At 63.9% G+C, this 15,309-nt stretch carries 16 protein-coding genes and 1 tRNA gene; 9 read left to right on the top strand and 8 right to left on the bottom strand.

Going from position 1 to position 15,309, the window contains the following annotated elements; genetic code table 11:
• Nucleotides 1-18 precede the first annotated feature (18 nt).
• Genes sseA through WG900_RS06200 form a run of 8 tightly spaced genes read left to right on the top strand, consistent with a single transcriptional unit; the run spans nucleotide 19 to nucleotide 7,103 of the window.
• Nucleotides 19-870 (top strand): 3-mercaptopyruvate sulfurtransferase, encoded by an 852-nt coding sequence (gene sseA, locus WG900_RS06165; RefSeq protein WP_339965593.1) that lies wholly within the window; start codon nucleotides 19-21, stop codon nucleotides 868-870.
• Between the two features lies 1 nt (nucleotide 871).
• Nucleotides 872-2,113 carry a cystathionine beta-lyase gene (gene metC / locus WG900_RS06170; protein WP_339965595.1) on the top strand — a complete coding sequence of 414 codons (1,242 nt, stop codon included), beginning with the start codon at nucleotides 872-874 and terminating at the stop codon, nucleotides 2,111-2,113.
• A 3-nt stretch (nucleotides 2,114-2,116) separates the two neighbouring features.
• Nucleotides 2,117-3,112, top strand: coding sequence for a mechanosensitive ion channel family protein (locus WG900_RS06175; RefSeq protein WP_339965596.1), 996 nt, complete (start codon nucleotides 2,117-2,119; stop codon nucleotides 3,110-3,112).
• Between the two features lie 58 nt (nucleotides 3,113-3,170).
• The gene (gene cobA / locus WG900_RS06180) at nucleotides 3,171-3,941 is read left to right on the top strand and encodes a uroporphyrinogen-III C-methyltransferase (RefSeq protein ID WP_339965598.1); all 771 of its coding nucleotides are present in this window, start codon (nucleotides 3,171-3,173) and stop codon (nucleotides 3,939-3,941) included.
• Complete coding sequence (locus tag WG900_RS06185; RefSeq protein WP_339965600.1) at nucleotides 3,938-4,234, top strand: DUF2849 domain-containing protein; 297 nt, start codon at nucleotides 3,938-3,940, stop codon at nucleotides 4,232-4,234. Before cobA ends, WG900_RS06185 begins: the two co-directional genes overlap by 4 nt.
• A complete protein-coding gene (locus WG900_RS06190) occupies nucleotides 4,234-5,880 on the top strand; it encodes a nitrite/sulfite reductase (RefSeq protein ID WP_339965602.1) in 1,647 nt (548 codons plus the stop codon). Before WG900_RS06185 ends, WG900_RS06190 begins: the two co-directional genes overlap by 1 nt.
• The gene (locus tag WG900_RS06195) at nucleotides 5,873-6,301 is read left to right on the top strand and encodes a DUF934 domain-containing protein (RefSeq protein ID WP_339965604.1); all 429 of its coding nucleotides are present in this window, start codon (nucleotides 5,873-5,875) and stop codon (nucleotides 6,299-6,301) included. Before WG900_RS06190 ends, WG900_RS06195 begins: the two co-directional genes overlap by 8 nt.
• Nucleotides 6,294-7,103 carry a phosphoadenylyl-sulfate reductase gene (locus WG900_RS06200; RefSeq protein WP_339965605.1) on the top strand — a complete coding sequence of 270 codons (810 nt, stop codon included), beginning with the start codon at nucleotides 6,294-6,296 and terminating at the stop codon, nucleotides 7,101-7,103. The genes WG900_RS06195 and WG900_RS06200 overlap by 8 nt, the downstream gene beginning before the upstream one ends.
• Before the next feature lie 49 nt (nucleotides 7,104-7,152).
• Here the strand turns inward: WG900_RS06200 and WG900_RS06205 are convergent, their stop codons facing one another.
• The 4 genes from WG900_RS06205 to proB form a co-directional block, all read right to left on the bottom strand.
• Entirely contained in the window at nucleotides 7,153-7,551 is a 399-nt protein-coding gene (locus tag WG900_RS06205) for a hypothetical protein (protein ID WP_339965607.1), read from the bottom strand.
• A gap of 95 nt (nucleotides 7,552-7,646) precedes the next feature.
• The gene (locus tag WG900_RS06210; RefSeq protein ID WP_339965609.1) at nucleotides 7,647-8,927 is read right to left on the bottom strand and encodes an amidohydrolase family protein; all 1,281 of its coding nucleotides are present in this window, start codon (nucleotides 8,925-8,927) and stop codon (nucleotides 7,647-7,649) included.
• 116 nt (nucleotides 8,928-9,043) lie between these two features.
• Nucleotides 9,044-9,955, bottom strand: coding sequence for an NAD-dependent epimerase/dehydratase family protein (locus WG900_RS06215; protein WP_339965611.1), 912 nt, complete (start codon nucleotides 9,953-9,955; stop codon nucleotides 9,044-9,046).
• On the bottom strand, nucleotides 9,952-11,082 hold the full coding sequence (proB, locus tag WG900_RS06220; RefSeq protein WP_339965612.1) for a glutamate 5-kinase: 1,131 nt from the start codon (nucleotides 11,080-11,082) through the stop codon (nucleotides 9,952-9,954). The genes WG900_RS06215 and proB overlap by 4 nt, the downstream gene beginning before the upstream one ends.
• Nucleotides 11,083-11,217: 135 nt before the next feature.
• On the opposite strand from proB, the gene WG900_RS06225 reads away from it, so the two are divergent.
• The gene (locus tag WG900_RS06225) at nucleotides 11,218-12,132 is read left to right on the top strand and encodes an alpha/beta fold hydrolase (RefSeq protein ID WP_339965614.1); all 915 of its coding nucleotides are present in this window, start codon (nucleotides 11,218-11,220) and stop codon (nucleotides 12,130-12,132) included.
• A gap of 3 nt (nucleotides 12,133-12,135) precedes the next feature.
• Here WG900_RS06225 and obgE read toward each other — a convergent pair whose 3' ends face one another.
• From obgE to WG900_RS06245, 4 genes are all read right to left on the bottom strand, one after another.
• The gene (obgE, locus tag WG900_RS06230; protein WP_339965615.1) at nucleotides 12,136-13,191 is read right to left on the bottom strand and encodes a GTPase ObgE; all 1,056 of its coding nucleotides are present in this window, start codon (nucleotides 13,189-13,191) and stop codon (nucleotides 12,136-12,138) included.
• A gap of 229 nt (nucleotides 13,192-13,420) precedes the next feature.
• A tRNA-Ala gene (locus WG900_RS06235) sits at nucleotides 13,421-13,496 on the bottom strand.
• Nucleotides 13,497-13,606: 110 nt separating this feature from the next.
• Nucleotides 13,607-14,323 carry a hypothetical protein gene (locus WG900_RS06240; RefSeq protein ID WP_339965617.1) on the bottom strand — a complete coding sequence of 239 codons (717 nt, stop codon included), beginning with the start codon at nucleotides 14,321-14,323 and terminating at the stop codon, nucleotides 13,607-13,609.
• Nucleotides 14,324-14,490: 167 nt separating this feature from the next.
• On the bottom strand, nucleotides 14,491-15,237 hold the full coding sequence (locus WG900_RS06245) for a Bax inhibitor-1/YccA family protein (protein WP_339965619.1): 747 nt from the start codon (nucleotides 15,235-15,237) through the stop codon (nucleotides 14,491-14,493).
• Between the last annotated feature and the right edge of the window lie 72 nt (nucleotides 15,238-15,309).

Consider the following 15,309-nt stretch of genomic DNA (forward strand, 5'->3'; position numbering starts at 1 on the left):
CGGAGGAGGCGTGCGCCGATGGACAGTCTTGTGACGACCGAGTGGCTCGCGGCCGAAATGGGGGCGAGCGATCTCAGGATCGTCGATGCCAGTAAGCACTTGCCGGAAACCGGGCGCGATGCGCAGGCCGAATACCTCGCCGCGCACATTCCCGGCGCGGTATTCATGGACCTCAGCGATCTGGTAGACAGCGACGCGCCGATCGAAAACACGCTGCCCAGCGCCGCCAAGTTCGCCAGCCGAATGCAGGCGCTCGGCCTTGGCGATGGCAGCCGCATCGTGATCTATGATGATAGCGCGGTGAAAAGCTCTGCCCGCGCGTGGTTCATGCTGCGCCTGTTCGGCGCGCAGAACGTTGCGCTGCTCGATGGCGGGATCGCCAAGTGGAAGGCCGAAGGCCGCCCGCTCGCTTCCGGCCAGGAAAAGCAGCGCCGCCGCCACTATACGACCTGGAGCGACGAAGGGCAGCTGCGCAGCAAGGCGCAGGTGCTAGCCAATATCGCCAGCAAGGCCGAACAATTGGTCGACGCGCGCGGCAAGCCCCGCTTCACCGGCGCCGATCCCGAAGTGCGCCCCGGACTTGCCAGCGGACACATTCCCTGCTCGCTCAACGTCCCCTTCGCCACTTTGTTCAATGAAGATGGCACATGGAAGGACGCGGCTGCGCTGACCGAGGCGTTCACTGCGGCGGGCGTTGACCTGTCGCGCCCGGTCGTCACGTCATGCGGCAGCGGCGTCACGGCCTGCTGCCTTGCCTTTGGCCTGCACCTGATCGGCAAGGAGGACGTTGCACTATACGATGGATCGTGGACCGAGTGGGGCGCCGATCCCGACACCCCCAAGGAAACCGGAGAGGCCAAAAGCGCCTGATATGAACGACGACAAGACAGGCAAGACCAAGCTCGGCCCGCAAACCCGGGTCACCCATGCCGGCCGCCGGGGCGAATGGACCGGCGTTGAAGGCCACCCCTCGGCCGTGGTCAACCCGCCGATCTGGCGCGCCTCGACTCACCTTTACCCCAACACCAAGGCGCTGAAGGAAGGGCCGAAGAACAATTGCGACGGGCGCTTTTTCTATGGCCGTCGCGGTTCGCCGACCCAATGGGCGCTATGCGATGCGCTGACCGGGCTGGAGCCGGGGGCGGCTGGCACCATGCTGTACCCCTCAGGTGTGGCTGCGCTGACCGGCGCGTTTCTGACCGTATTGCGCCCCGGCGACGTCCTGCTGATGAGCGACCACGCCTATGAGCCGACCCGCGCGCTTGGCCAGACCTTGCTCAAGGATTTCGGCGTCGAAACCCGCTTCTTCGATCCGCTTGAAACCAGCGCGCTCGACGAGGCGTTCTGCGAGCGCACCCGCGCCGTCCTGCTCGAATCTCCGGGCAGCCTGACGATGGAAATGCAGGATATTCCGGCCGCCTGCCGGCTGGCCAAGGCGCGCGGCGTGGTGACGATCATGGACAATACCTGGGCCGGGCCGCTCGGCTTCACCGCGCACGAACATGGCATCGACATTTCGGTGATGAGCCTGACCAAGCACGTCGGCGGACATTCGGACCTGATGATGGGCAGCGTCAGCGCGACAGAGGAATGGTACGCCCCGCTGCGCCGGATGGCACAGCTGACCGGGCAGGTCGTCTCGCCTGATGATGCCAGCCTCGCCTTGCGCGGGCTACGGACCATGGCGATGCGGCTCGAACGCTCGGCCGCTACGGCGCTTGCCATTGCCGAGTGGCTTGAAGAGCGGCCTGAAGTCACTCGTGTGTTCTGCCCGATGCTGCCCGACAGTCCGGGGCACCACATCTGGAAGCGTGATTTCACCGGCGCCTGCGGCCTGATGGGCTTCGCCTTCCGCGGCGGCACGGCGGAAGCCCGCAATGCCTTCATCGATGCGCTGACCCTGTTCGGCATCGGCTATTCGTGGGGCGGATTCGAAAGCCTCGTCACCCCCGCCGATCCCGGTTCTATCCGCACGGTCACCCTGTGGCCGCCGATGGATATGGCGCACACTGACCAGTTTGCCGTGCGCTTGGCGGTCGGGCTTGAGGACGCGGCGGACCTGATCGCCGACCTTGATCAGGCCATGGCCGCCTGGCGCGCCGCTTCGGAGTAATTGATGAACATCCGCGCAGACCTGAACGAGATCGCCCGGCAGCTTGACCTGATCGGCTTCGACGTCGGCGATTACCGCGTCTCGGTCTATCGCGCGCTGATCATGCTGGCGGTCGGCATTGCCGTGGTTATCGCCGGACGGGTCATGACGGCGCTGGTCCGGCGTTCGTTCCGCCGAATTTCCCGGCTCGATGCAACGCAGCAGTTGCTCGGCGAAAAGCTGGTGAGCATCGCGGTCTGGGTCGGACTGGTCCTGGCCGGCGTGGATTTCCTGGGCATCAGCCTGACCGCGCTGACCGTGTTTTCCGGCGCCTTCGGCCTTGCCGTCGGCTTCGGCCTGCAGAAAACCTTCGGTAACCTGATCTCGGGCATCATTCTGCTGATGGACCGCTCGATCAAGCCGGGCGACGTTATCGCGGTCGGCACCGGGTCGGACAAGACGGTCGGCCAGGTCAACAAGATCGGCATCCGCGCCGTGTCCGTGACCACGCGCGACAGGATCGAATTCCTGATTCCGAACGAATTGCTGATGACCAACCAGGTCGAAAACTGGTCCTTCTCCTCGCGCGACGTGCGGGTGAAGGTGCCGGTCGGCGTCGCCTATGGCAGCGATATCGAGAAGGTGGAGAAGGTCCTGCTGGGGGCGGCGCTTTCGCTGAAACGCGTGCTCAACCGCAATCCCCCGCAGGTCTGGCTGCATGGCTTCGGATCGAACGCGATCGAGTTCGAAGTGCAGATGTGGATCGACGACCCCGAAGAGGGGCTGGGCAACCTGCGCTCTGACCTGCTGAAAGCCGTGTGGAAGGCCTTCGTCGCCAATGGCATCGAGGTGCCTTACGCCCAGCACGACGTCCACATCCGCGAATGGCCCAAGGAACTGGCCGAAATCGCGCGCATTGCCGAGAGTCAGGCTCCCGAGGCAATCGAGAAGTCCGGCGCCAACGATCTCGGGACCAAACCCAAGCCCAAAGCCAAAACGCCAAAGAGAAAGTTGAACTAAGCCGTTTCAAAGGCTTTCTCGCTGGCAATGCGCGTCGGCGCGGACCATCTGGTCCAGCATGAGCGAAAGTATCCCTTCCACCGGCACGGTTCACCTCGTCGGCGCCGGCCCCGGCGATCCTGACCTGCTGACCCTGCGCGCTGCGCGGTTGGTTATGCAGGCGGGCCTGATCGTCCATGATGGACTGGTCGATCCGGCAATCCTCGCCCTCGCCCGCCCTGCCGCGCGGCTGGTGTCGGTCGCCAAAAGCCGCTCGCGCCACACCATGGCGCAGGATGCGATCAATGCCCTGCTGGTGCGCGAAGCCCTCGCCGGCAACGATGTCGTCCGGCTCAAGGGCGGCGATCCCTTCGTTTTCGGCCGCGGCGGTGAAGAGGCAGAGGCCTGCCGCGCTGCCGGCGTTGCAGTTCAGGTCGTCCCCGGCATCAGCGCCGCAATGGGCGCGGCAGCCGCAGCCCAAATCCCGCTCACTCACCGCGACAGCGCCTCGATCGTCAGCTTCGTCGCCGGCCAGTGCAAGGGCCTGACCGAGCAGGACTGGTCCGGCCTTGCCGGCAAGGGCCGTACACTGGTCATCTACATGGGCGTCGCCACAAGCGAGGCGATTTCCGAAAAGCTGATGGCCGATGGCCTCGCCCCCGAAACCCCGCTCGCGGTGATCGAGAACGCCAGCCGCCCGAACATGCGCGTGCTGCGCGGGCCTGTTGCCGGCCTCGCGGACCTCGTCGCGCGCGAAAAGATCAAGAGCCCGGCGCTGATCGTGATCGGCCATGTCACGGCTCAGCCGGAAAACGAATTGCGCACCTTTGCGCTGGAGATTGCCCAATGAAGATCCTGACCGGCAATGACCTGAATAGCGGTGCCGTCACCTGGTGGGACGGCAGCGGCTGGTCGCTGCACGTTGCCGATGCCGCCGATGTCGGCGAGCACGGCGAAGAAATTGCCGCGCGTGAAAATGCCGCCCGCCGCGTTGTCGCTCCCTATGTGATCGATGGCGAACAAGGGCCTGACGGCATTCGCCCCGGTCATATCAAGGATCGCATTCGCGCGCTCGGCCCGACCGTCCGCCTCGACCTTTCCCTCAAGCCTGCCGACCCTGCTGCCGGCAACTGGGTGATCTGATGTACCAGTATGACAAATACGACCAGGCTCTGGTCGATGCCCGCGTCGCCGATTTCCGCGACCAGGTCCGCCGCCGCCTTGATGGCTCGATGAGCGAGGAACAGTTCCGCCCGCTCCGCCTGATGAACGGGCTGTACCTCCAGCTGCACGCCTACATGCTGCGCGTCGCCGTGCCCTATGGCACGCTGAGTAGCGCGCAGATGCGGATGCTGGGTGACATCGCCGACAAATACGATCGCGGCTATGGTCACTTCACCACGCGCCAGAACATCCAGTACAACTGGATCAAGCTGGACGACGCGCCCGACATTCTGGCCGATCTCGCCAAGGTTGAGATGCACGCCATCCAGACCAGCGGCAACTGCATCCGCAACACCACGTCCGACCAGTACGCCGGGGCCGCCGCCGACGAAGTGGTCGATCCGCGTCCCTATGCCGAACTGATCCGTCAGTGGTCCACCTTCCACCCGGAATTCAGCTACCTGCCGCGTAAGTTCAAGATGGCGGTGATCGCCAGCAACACCGACCGTGCGGCGATGCGGCTGCATGACATCGGCATCCAGATTGTCCGCAATGACGCGGGTGAACTGGGCTGCGCATTTTACGTTGGCGGCGGCATGGGCCGCACGCCGATGATCGCGCCGCTGATCCGCGACTTCGTATCGCTCGACCAGATGATCACCTATTCCGAGGCCTGCCTGCGCGTCTACAACCGCCACGGCCGCCGCGACAACAAGTACAAAGCGCGTATCAAGATCCTCGTCCATGAGCTTGGAAAGGATGAATATACTCGCCAGGTCGAAGAAGAGTTCGCCCACCTGCTCACCCAGAATATCGAGCCGCCGCTGGCCGAACTGGAACGTATCAAGGCGCAGTTCACTGATCCGGCCTATGACCTGTCGGCGAGCGATGATCTTGACCGCAGTGACCCCGATTTCGCGCTGTGGGTGGACAACAACTGTCTTGCCCACAAGCAGCCCGGCTACCTTTCGGCGACGATCAGCCTGAAGCCGGTCGGTGGCATTCCGGGCGATGCGACGAGCGACCAGATCCGCCTGATGGCTGACCTGGCGAAGGAATATTCGTTCGACGAACTGCGCGTCACTCACGCCCAGAACATCGTCCTGCCGCATGTCCGCAAGGCCGATCTCTCCACGCTCTGGCAAAAGCTCGACGCGGCTGGCCTCGGCACGGCGAACCTCGACCTGGTGGGTGACATCATCGCCTGCCCGGGGCTCGACTATTGCAGCCTCGCCAATGCCCGCTCGATCCCGGTGGCGCAGAAGATTTCGGAGCGTTTCGCTGGCAAGCAGCAGGAAATCGGTGAGCTGAAGCTCAAGATTTCGGGCTGCATCAACGCCTGCGGCCATCACCACGCCGGCCACATCGGCATCCTCGGCGTCGACCGCAAGGGCGTGGAGAACTACCAGCTCCTGCTCGGCGGCTGCGAAGGCGCGGACACCTCGCTCGGCCAGATCACCGGCCCCGGCTTTGACGAAGACGGCATTGTCGATGCCGTTGAAAAGGCGACCAATCTCTACCTCGCCAACAAGCAGGGCGACGAACGCTTCCTCGATACGTACCGCCGCCTCGGCATGGCGCCGTTCAAGGAAGCGATCTATGCAAAGGAATCGGTCAATGGTTGAAACCCAGTTCCGCTACCGCGCTGACGAACCCGCCGGCGATCCGGCCGTGACCGTCGATTCGTTCGGTGACCAGACCAACGCCGCCGCAGTCCGCATCGAACCGGGTGACGATGCGCGCGTCCTGCTGCCCTATCTCGACCGGCTGAAGCTCGTAGAGGTCAATTTCCCCGCCTATACCGACGGGCGCGGCTATTCGGCGGCACGCATCCTGCGCGAGGCTGGCTATGCTGGCGAACTGCGCGCCGTGGGCGACGTACTGGTCGACCAGCTCGCCTATATGCGCCGCTGCGGGTTTGACAGCTTCGCGCCCGAACATCCGCTCAACACGGCCGACGCCGAAGCCGCCATGGCGCGCTATGCCGACGTCTATCAGCCAACGGTCGACGGCCGCGCGCCCGTCTGGGCCAAGAGGCATGGCTGACGCCGTGACCGTGCCGAAGCGCCTCGTTGACCGGATCGACACCGGCCCTCGGTTCACCGAATCCGAAGCGGTGCAGCTCAACCGGCTGTTTCGCGGCTCGGACACCGCCGAAATGCTCGGCACGGTGCTGCGCGAACGCATGGCCGGCGATATTGCCGTGGTTTCGAGCTTTGGCGCGGAAAGTGCTGTTCTGCTTCATCTTGTTGCGAGCATCGATCCTGCCACTCCGGTGCTGTTCCTCGACACGGGCAAGCACTTTCCCGAAACGCTGGCCTACCGCGATACACTGGTGGCGCAGCTTGGCCTGACCGGGCTTGAAGTCCTCACCCCCGATGCGGACAAGTTGAAGGCGCGGGACGAAAGCGGGCTGCGCTGGTCCTATGACCCCGATGGCTGCTGCGAAATCCGCAAGGTTGAACCGCTGGCCCGCGCGATCGAGCGTTTCGATGCCTCGATCACCGGGCGCAAGGGCTTCCAGTCCGCCACCCGCGCCGGGCTGCCCCGCTTCGAGATCGACACGTCCGACGCGCATGGCCGACTGAAAATCAACCCGCTGGCCGACTGGTCGTCCGACGATCTTGCCGCCTATTTCGTGCGCCACGACCTGCCGGCGCACCCGCTGGTGGCTGAGGGTTACCCTTCGATCGGCTGCTCGCCCTGCACGCACAAGGTCGCAGCCGGCGAGGACCCGCGCTCGGGCCGCTGGAAGGGCTGGGACAAGACCGAATGCGGCATCCACGTACCGGGCGCATTCAGCGACGACGAGCGCGATCTGCCCCCGGGTTACGATCCGGTCTTCTAGTCAGGTGAGCGAGTGCCGGTGATCGCCGGCACTCGCCCTGCCAGAGGCATCAGCCCTCTACGCGTTCGACTTTCGAGGTTTCCCCCTTGGGATTCGTGCTGGTCCAGACGCCGTTCTCGACCTTTTCAGCGTTGCACTCCTCGACCGCTTCGGGCTTGTCCTTGGTGTAGCAGTACTGGCTGGGTGACTTCTGCACCCACTTGCCGGTCTCGATCACCTTGCCATCGACCATGTCGGCATAGGTTCCGTCGGCCTTGACCTCTTCCATGACGACGTCGCCATTGGCCAGCGTGATCTTGTATTTCCCGACCGAGCTCTTGCCATCGGCCGCGATGTTGGCCTCGGCGCTGGCAACCGCAACAGGCGTTGCTTCAGCTTCGGCAGCGGGTTCAGGTTTGGAGCAGGCAGAAACGGCCGCAATTGCGACCAGCAGCATGATCTTCTTCATGGCATCATCCCTCCAGAGTCGACAGCCGCGTGTGTTCACGACTCGTCACTCCGGAGGAGAGGTTACATCCCGCGTTACAAACCGCCTAATCCGGCTCAGATCGGCAGGTTGTAGAGCGCTTTCGCATTGTCCTGCAGGATCAGCTTGCGCGTTTCGTAAGGCTGGTGGCCCAGCACCGAAACCAGCTTGTCCTGCACGCCGGGATAAAGCGAGGTCGGGTGCGGGTAATCGGTTTCGAACAGAATGCGATCGGCGCCGATGTCGTCGAGCAGCTTGGTGGGCGCGATGGTTTCAAACCAGAAGCTGACCCAGAAATTGCGCCGGAAATACTCGGTTGGCGACAATTGCAGCCCGCGGTTGATCGTCGTGCGGAACTCGCTGAGCTGGTGCTCCATGCCTTCCAGCCAGAACGGCACCCAGCCCGCGCCGCTTTCGATCAGGCCGATCTTGAGGTTGGGATACTTGTCGAGCAGGCCTGAGACCATGAAGTTCGACATCGTCGCCGCGCAGCCGATGTGGTGGATCAGCGCGGAAATCGGCAGGCGCTGGTCAAAGCCGAGGTTGTTCCACATCGCGCTTTCGGCATCGAGCGAGGAGTTGAGGTGATAATTGATCGGGATGCTCTGCGAATGGCAGATCTCGAACACTTCCTCCCAGAACGGCGAAATTCCGCCACCTTCGGCGAGATAGCCTTCGGACAAGCGCTCAGGCCGGTCGGGCAGGACCACGCCCTTGATGCCGAGGTCCGCGACGCGGCGCATCTCGGCGTTCATCAGCGTCTTGTCCCAATAGGGCAGCGTCGCCATGCAGTTCACGCGGCCGCCGGATGCGTCCATGCGGTCCTTGCAGGCATCGTTGTAGATCTCGATGATCGCCATCGCTAACGCATCGTCTTCCAGAGCGACGAGCGATCCGGCCTGGGTCACCCCGCCGTTCTGGAAGCAGATGTGCCCCCAGATGCCCATGTCGTCCATGTCCTTGAGGCGTTCCTTGAGGTCATAGGAACCCGGGGCGATCTGCTCGTAGCGCTGGAAGGCCAGCTTGCCGAGCAGCTTGTTCTTGTCTTTGGCGATGACATTGCCGCCCAGGCTGCCAAAATCGCGGCCATTACAAACCCACTTGTCCGCCTCGCCGATGCGCTCGACATGAGGCATCTTAGCCTTCATGCCGGCGGGCGCATTATCGACCCACAAGTCCGCTGGTTCCGTGAAATGCGTGTCGCAATCGACAATCTTGATGCCTTCAAACAGCGGATCGAGCCCACGTGCATTGGCGGCATAGTCGACCTCGCGGATGAAACCACCCTTGTCGCCGCGGCCCTCGTCGAGCCAGTATCGCTTGGCGTCGTCGGCGCCGGCCTTGATTAAAGTGGACATCGTTCGGACTCCTCAACCCAATTGTTGAAGCCCTTGTGCGCCTTCGGTTGCGCTGCCGCCACGGCGAAACGGACCGGTTGGACGACGGGCAAGCCTATCGGCCTATCGGCAAACGATCACAGCCAGCTTTGGTCGCGGTACCACTTGGCCGTAGCCTTCAGCCCCTCGCGCGTCGGAACAATCGGTTTCCATAGTGATTCTGGTACTTTGGCTCTCGAACTTGCCACCCAATCGGGGTGCGCCATATAGCAGGCGCGGTCAGGCGTCAGCTTGAAACGCCCGCGCGTGAGCTTGCCGCCCCAGCGTGCCGCGCGATGCAACCATGCGGACGAGAGGTGCACAATCACAGGGCGCTTGCCCATGGCCCAACCAATTGCGCGGGCAATCTCGCGGTGGCTCCAGCCCTGCTCGCGGCCGTCATCGGGTTCGAAAGTCTTGCCGGTCACTGCCTCGCCGCCGGGGATGAGCTTCATTAGCAGCCGGACGAGGTCCTCGACGTGGATGTAGCTTGCCCGGCCCTCGCGGCCCGGCATGGGCATCACGCCCCACTTCGCCGCCTTGAACAGGTCGAGCATTTCCTTGTCGCGGAAGCCGTAGATCGCCGGCGGGCGAACGATCGTCCAATCGAGCCCGCTGGCCATGACCAGCTTTTCCGCGCGGGCCTTCGACGCGCCATAGAGCGACAGGTGCGCCTCGCGCGCCGACAGCGAGGAGACGAAGATCAGGCGCTGCACACCGGCGCGCTTAGCCGCCTCGATCACGTTCAGCGTGCCGCCCACATTGGCCGCGTCGAACCCGGCAGCATCGGGGGCGCTGACCAGTCCGGCGATATGGAGAACGGCCTCTGCCCCCTGCATCAGGCGGTCGAGCGCGGCTGTGTCATCAAGATCGCCCGCGATCCACTCCACCCCTTGCCGGGCTGCTTGGCTGCGGCGGGCGAGCGCGCGGACCGGCTGCTGCACCAGCTCCGCGCGGTCAAGCAGCGCCTGACCGACAAAGCCGGTGGCGCCGGTAACCGCCAGGGTCACAGCAGGACCATCTGGTCGCGGTGGACAATAGCCGAGCGCGGCGCGTAACCGAGCAGCGCCTCATGCGCGCGGCTGTGATGGCCGACCAGTTTGGCGCATTCATCGGCATCGTATTCGGCGAGGCCATGCGCCAGCGCAGTGCCTTCGCCATCGCGGATCGCCACGGCATCGCCGCGCTGGAACGTACCTTCGACGGCAGTGATTCCGGCAGCCAGAAGGCTCGATCCCTTGGCCAGCGCCTTTGCCGCGCCGGCATCGACCACCAGCGTGCCCTTCAGCCGCAACCGTCCGCCCAGCCACGCCTTGCGCGCGCCGGCTTTGGCTTTCGGCAGGAACAACGTGCCGATGCCCTGTTCGATCACGCGCGCAATCGGCGCGTCGTGCGTGCCGTTGCCGATGACCAGCGCGATGCCGGCACGTTCGGCGATTTCGGCGGCCTGCAGCTTCGATGTCATGCCGCCCGATCCCATGCCCGAGGCAGAGCCGCCATCGGCCATCGCGCGGATCGCCGGGGTGACGCCGCGCACTTCCGGGAGCAGTTTGGCCGCCGGGTCCTTGGGGTTACGGTCATAGAGGCCGTCAACGTCGGACAGAAGCAGCACGGCGCTGGCCCGCGCGGCCTGCGCCACGCGCGCGGCGAGCCGGTCGTTGTCACCAAAGCGGATTTCCTGGGTGGCGACCGAATCATTCTCGTTCACCACCGGCACCGCGCCGGCATCAAGCAGACGGGTCAGCGTGGCTGTCGCGTTGAGATAGCGCCGGCGATCCTCAAGATCTTCAAGCGTCAGCAGCAATTGTGCCGCCGTCAGCCCATGTTTGCGCAGCAGTTCCGCCCAGAGCCCCGACAGCGCGATCTGCCCTACGGCAGCGGCGGCCTGCGCATCGGCCAGGCTGCCGCGCCCGCCCTTCTCCAGCCCGAGCGTGCGCGCGCCCAACGCGATCGAGCCGGATGAAACGACGATAACTTCCTGTCCGCGCGCCCGCGCGCCAGCAATTTCGCCGACCAGTCCCTCGATCCATGCCGAGCGCGGACCTTCGGCATCCACCAGCAAGGCTGAGCCGACCTTGATGACGATCCGGGGGCACTTCGCCTTGTCGGCAAGATCGGAGAGGCGCGCAATCTTCATGGCCAGCCGCTTAGGCGAAATCCGGCGATGCGAAAAGGGCCGCTGTCCGAGTGGCGGTGAGGTGGAGTCGGAGCTGTCGCTACAATGCAGGCAGGCCGCATCCTGCCGCGATACAAACCCTAAGGATGACGCGCGATGAACTTGCCCGAACTTGGCCGCCGCGCCTTCCTTGGCGCAGTAACCGCTACAACCGCCGCCGGCGCGCTGGCTGTATCATCCGCCAGCGCCGCGACAGGCGCGTGCGGGGCAAGTTCCGGCCATGACATGGTGCAGGGACGCTTTGGCGCGATCCATTATCGCTACGCCAGGCCAGCCCGCGCCAGCGGCAAGACAGTACTGCTCTGCCTCCATGCTTCACCGGGATCCGGGATCGGCTACACCAATTTCCTCGCCGAGATGGGCAAGGACCGCTTGACCATCGCCCCCGACAACCCCGGCTTTGGTCTTTCCGACCGGCCGCGGGACCGTTCGACGATCGAAGGCTTTGCCGGGGCCATGAGCGACCTTCTGCGCGCTCTTGGGATCGACAAGGTTGACGTGGTCGGCAGCCATACCGGCTCGGCGACGGCGGTAGAACTCGCCCGGCAGCGCCCCGATGCGGTGGGGCGCATCGTGCTGCATTCGGCGCTGATGTTTACCCCGCAGGAAATCGCCGACTATAAGAAGCGGCTCGAGCGGTCCGTCCCCGAAACGCTTGATGCTGCGGCCGATCGCATGCCAGAACTATGGCGCAGGTTCGCCCGTTTCCGCAGCGAGCTGGGCGATACTGCGGCGTGGCAGCTATTCTGGGAAATGAACCGCGATGCGCTCCATTCGGGCTGGGGCCACGATGCGGCCTTCGCCTATGACTTCGCCGCGAACATTCGCAAGCTCAGGCAGCCGATCCTCGTGCTCAACCCCAAGGAAGGGCTGTCGCCAATTACGGCGCGAGCGCGCGGGCTGATGCCGAACATGGTCGTCACTGACCTGCCGTGGAGCGAGGGCCTGTTCAGCGGCCATGCCGCCGAAATCTCGCCGCTGATCCGCGATCACCTTGACCGCAAAACCTAGACCTCAGATCGGTGACCAGGGCGTGTCGTCGCTCTCTTCACGCTCACCAGCAGGGCGTTCGGTCACGGTTGCGGAGGGGAGATAGCTGATGACGCCATCAAGAAGTGCATCGATCCCGGCACCCGTCGCGCCCGAAATCGGGAAGACTTCGGCAGCACCAGCGGCGATCAGTTCCTTGCTGAACGCCTCGACCAGTTCCTTGTCGATCAGGTCGATCTTGTTCAGAGCGATCAGGCGCGGCTTCTCGTCGAGACCCTCGCCATAAGCGGCCAACTCTTCCTCGACGACTTCCATCGCTTCGACCGGATCGACGCCATTGGCATCGATCAGGTGGATCAGCACACGGCAGCGTTCGATATGGCCCAGGAAGCGATCGCCCACCCCTGCCCCCTCGGCGGCGCCGGCGATCAGGCCGGGAATATCAGCCAGGACGAATTCACGGTCACGGTGGCTCACCACGCCCAGCTGCGGACGCAGCGTGGTGAAGGCATAGGCGCCGACCTTGGCCTTGGTATTGGTGATCTTGTTAATGAAGGTCGACTTGCCGGCATTGGGCAGACCGACAAGGCCGGTGTCGGCCAGCAGCTTCAGCCGCAGCCAGACCCACATTTCCTCGGCTGGCAACCCCGGCTGGTGCTGGCGCGGCGCACGGTTGGTGCTGGTCTTGTAGCTGGCGTTGCCGCGCCCGCCCATGCCGCCTTCGAGCAGTACGACGCGCTGTCCGGCCTCGGTCAGGTCGGCCAGCACCGTCTCGCGGTCTTCGTCCGAAATGACCTGAGTGCCGACTGGGACCCTGATGACGAGGTCCGGCCCCTGAGCGCCGGTGCGGTCCTTGCCCGAACCACCGGTGCCGCGCGGCGCCTTGAAATGCTGAGTGTAACGAAAGTCGATCAGGGTATTGAGCCCGGCGATGGCTTCGAAAATGATGTCGCCGCCCTTGCCTCCGTTACCGCCGTCAGGGCCGCCGTACTCAACGTACTTTTCGCGGCGGAAAGACACGGCTCCTGGGCCACCAGCACCGGCGCGGATAAAGATCTTGGCTTGGTCTAGAAAATGCATGGTATGCCGTTAGCCGATCATGAAGCGTTTGTCGCGCCCGGGCTGAAACGGACCCGGTCAGGACGAAAAGCAGGAAGTCTGAGCTTGGGGTGCAGGAATTGGCTCAGGGCGAGCCGAAAATGGTGGATTTCGAGAACCGGAGCGCAGCGACCGACTGGTCGCGAGCACCGGAAGCGCAGAAATTCGCCGTTTGCAGGCCGTCCTGGGGCAATTCATGCACCCCGAGCACTGGTGGAGCCGAGGGGGATCGAACCCCTGACCTCGTCATTGCGAACGACGCGCTCTCCCATCTGAGCTACGGCCCCGTTCCAGTGCGAGTGCGGACAGGAAGACTGGTCCCTGCCCACGCGAGCGGCTGCTTTAGCGAAAGCAAACCGCCCGTGAAAGCCAATTTTTGCGCCCGAGCAGCGCAGGATTACATCGTCGAGTTGGTCGATGTCGCCAGCACCGTTGATCCCGGAACCGCGTCCTTGCCCCAGCGCGTTTCCCATGCCGCCATGTCCAAACGGTACTGGTCAAAGCGCTTGAAGAAATCATCGAAGACGATCTCAAGGCTAGGCAGGCTGCGCGCCGCAAAGTTTTGCAAGTCCGCCGATTTCACCAGCTTGCCTTCGCGGCTCATTGCCAGCGCCGCGTCGCAGAAGGCGGGCAGCGTCGGCGGGATGGCGAAGTGGTTGTACACCTCGGTCATGTACTTTTCGCGCGGCTTGATGAAGCCGGCGCCGTATCGGGCACGCCATTCGGCATCGACCTTGTTGTTCACCGCCTTGAGCGTCTTGGCGTGGGCCTTGAGGAAGGCGCGATAATTGATCAGGATTTCGGCGTGCTTGGGCTGGGTGCAGTTTAGCGCCGCAACGTTGTAGCCCGAACGCAGGTTCCAGGTCGTCTGGGCCGGTGTGATCTGGCGATTGACGCTCTGACGCAAGCCATCGGGGAGCAGCGGCGGCACCTGGGTGTTCGGCGCGGCCCATTCGGGCGGCACCGGCTTCCATGCGACAAAGACCATCTTGGGCGCGGGCGGTGGCGGGGGAACCGGCAGCGGCTTTTTCTTCTTCGCCTCAGCACAGCCGGAAATCGCCAGACTGGCCACTGCCGCCAACTGGACGCAGGACTTCATGGAAAACTTGATCATTTCAGCAAACCCTCAACCCAGCAGCAACGCACGGCGATACGCTTTTGATCCTAGCGCCCGTCATCGCCAAAGAAAATGCCCGGTGCGACAATAAGCGCACCGGGCACGATCAAATCATTGTTATCCTGAACGGAAGCTTATCCGCTCCCGGTTCAGACTAGCCCTGCTTATTCGCGGTTGCCCAGGATGCTGAGCAGGAACTGGAACATGTTGATAAAGTCGAGGTAGAGGCTGAGCGCCCCCATGATCACGACCTTGCCCATCATTTCGGTTCCGGCGACGTGCGCATAGGCTTCCTTCAGGCGCTGGGTGTCATAGGCGGTAAGGCCGGCAAAGATCAGCACGCCGAGGATCGAGATGGCAAGGCCAAGGCCCGGCATCGGGAAGAACGCGTTGATCAGCATCGCGATAATCAGACCGAACACGCCCATGGTCAGGAACGAGCCCATGCCCGACAGGTTCTTCTTGGTGGTGTAACCCACCAGGCTGAGACCTGCGAAAGCACCCGCCGTGGCGAAGAACGTCGCCGCGATCGAGGGGCCGGTGTAGACCAGGAAGATCGACGAAAGCGACAGGCCCATGGTTACGGCGAAAGCCCAGAACAGCATCTGCAGCGTGGATGTCTGCATGCGGTTGAGGCCGAAGCTCATGGCCATGACGAAACCGAGCGGGGCCAGTACGAGGACCCAGCGCAGCGGCGTTGCGAACACGGCTTCAGCCATGCCCGATGATGCGAACACCAAGGCGACGATGCCCGAGAGCAGCACGCCCGATGCCATGTAATTGTAGATCGACAGCATGTAGCGGCGCAAGCCCATGTCATACGACGCGGTCTGACCCAGGCTCTTGCCGTCAATGCTCGGAGACGTACCGAAGCCCGTCCGAGTGGGCTGGGGATCGTTCCAGTTAGCCATTGTTCTCTCCTTCCGGCGCCGAGCGACGACAAGCCGGTCCCGGCAATATCGGTGTTATCGTCCGGGGTTTCA

The organism is Novosphingobium aquae, assembly GCF_037572715.1.
Taxonomy (GTDB): domain Bacteria; phylum Pseudomonadota; class Alphaproteobacteria; order Sphingomonadales; family Sphingomonadaceae; genus Novosphingobium; species Novosphingobium aquae.

Excerpts from the sequence above, each read along its gene's own strand:
- sseA (WP_339965593.1), top strand. The coding sequence starts at position 19 with ATGGACAGTCTTGTGACGACCGAGTGGCTCGCGGCCGAAATGGGGGCG.
- metC (WP_339965595.1), top strand. The coding sequence starts at position 872 with ATGAACGACGACAAGACAGGCAAGACCAAGCTCGGCCCGCAAACCCGG.
- WG900_RS06175 (WP_339965596.1), top strand. The coding sequence starts at position 2,117 with ATGAACATCCGCGCAGACCTGAACGAGATCGCCCGGCAGCTTGACCTG.
- cobA (WP_339965598.1), top strand. The coding sequence starts at position 3,171 with ATGAGCGAAAGTATCCCTTCCACCGGCACGGTTCACCTCGTCGGCGCC.
- WG900_RS06185 (WP_339965600.1), top strand. The coding sequence starts at position 3,938 with ATGAAGATCCTGACCGGCAATGACCTGAATAGCGGTGCCGTCACCTGG.
- WG900_RS06190 (WP_339965602.1), top strand. The coding sequence starts at position 4,234 with ATGTACCAGTATGACAAATACGACCAGGCTCTGGTCGATGCCCGCGTC.
- WG900_RS06195 (WP_339965604.1), top strand. The coding sequence starts at position 5,873 with ATGGTTGAAACCCAGTTCCGCTACCGCGCTGACGAACCCGCCGGCGAT.
- WG900_RS06200 (WP_339965605.1), top strand. The coding sequence starts at position 6,294 with ATGGCTGACGCCGTGACCGTGCCGAAGCGCCTCGTTGACCGGATCGAC.
- WG900_RS06205 (WP_339965607.1), bottom strand. The coding sequence starts at position 7,551 with ATGAAGAAGATCATGCTGCTGGTCGCAATTGCGGCCGTTTCTGCCTGC.
- WG900_RS06210 (WP_339965609.1), bottom strand. The coding sequence starts at position 8,927 with ATGTCCACTTTAATCAAGGCCGGCGCCGACGACGCCAAGCGATACTGG.
- proB (WP_339965612.1), bottom strand. The coding sequence starts at position 11,082 with ATGAAGATTGCGCGCCTCTCCGATCTTGCCGACAAGGCGAAGTGCCCC.
- WG900_RS06225 (WP_339965614.1), top strand. The coding sequence starts at position 11,218 with ATGAACTTGCCCGAACTTGGCCGCCGCGCCTTCCTTGGCGCAGTAACC.
- obgE (WP_339965615.1), bottom strand. The coding sequence starts at position 13,191 with ATGCATTTTCTAGACCAAGCCAAGATCTTTATCCGCGCCGGTGCTGGT.
- WG900_RS06240 (WP_339965617.1), bottom strand. The coding sequence starts at position 14,323 with ATGATCAAGTTTTCCATGAAGTCCTGCGTCCAGTTGGCGGCAGTGGCC.
- WG900_RS06245 (WP_339965619.1), bottom strand. The coding sequence starts at position 15,237 with ATGGCTAACTGGAACGATCCCCAGCCCACTCGGACGGGCTTCGGTACG.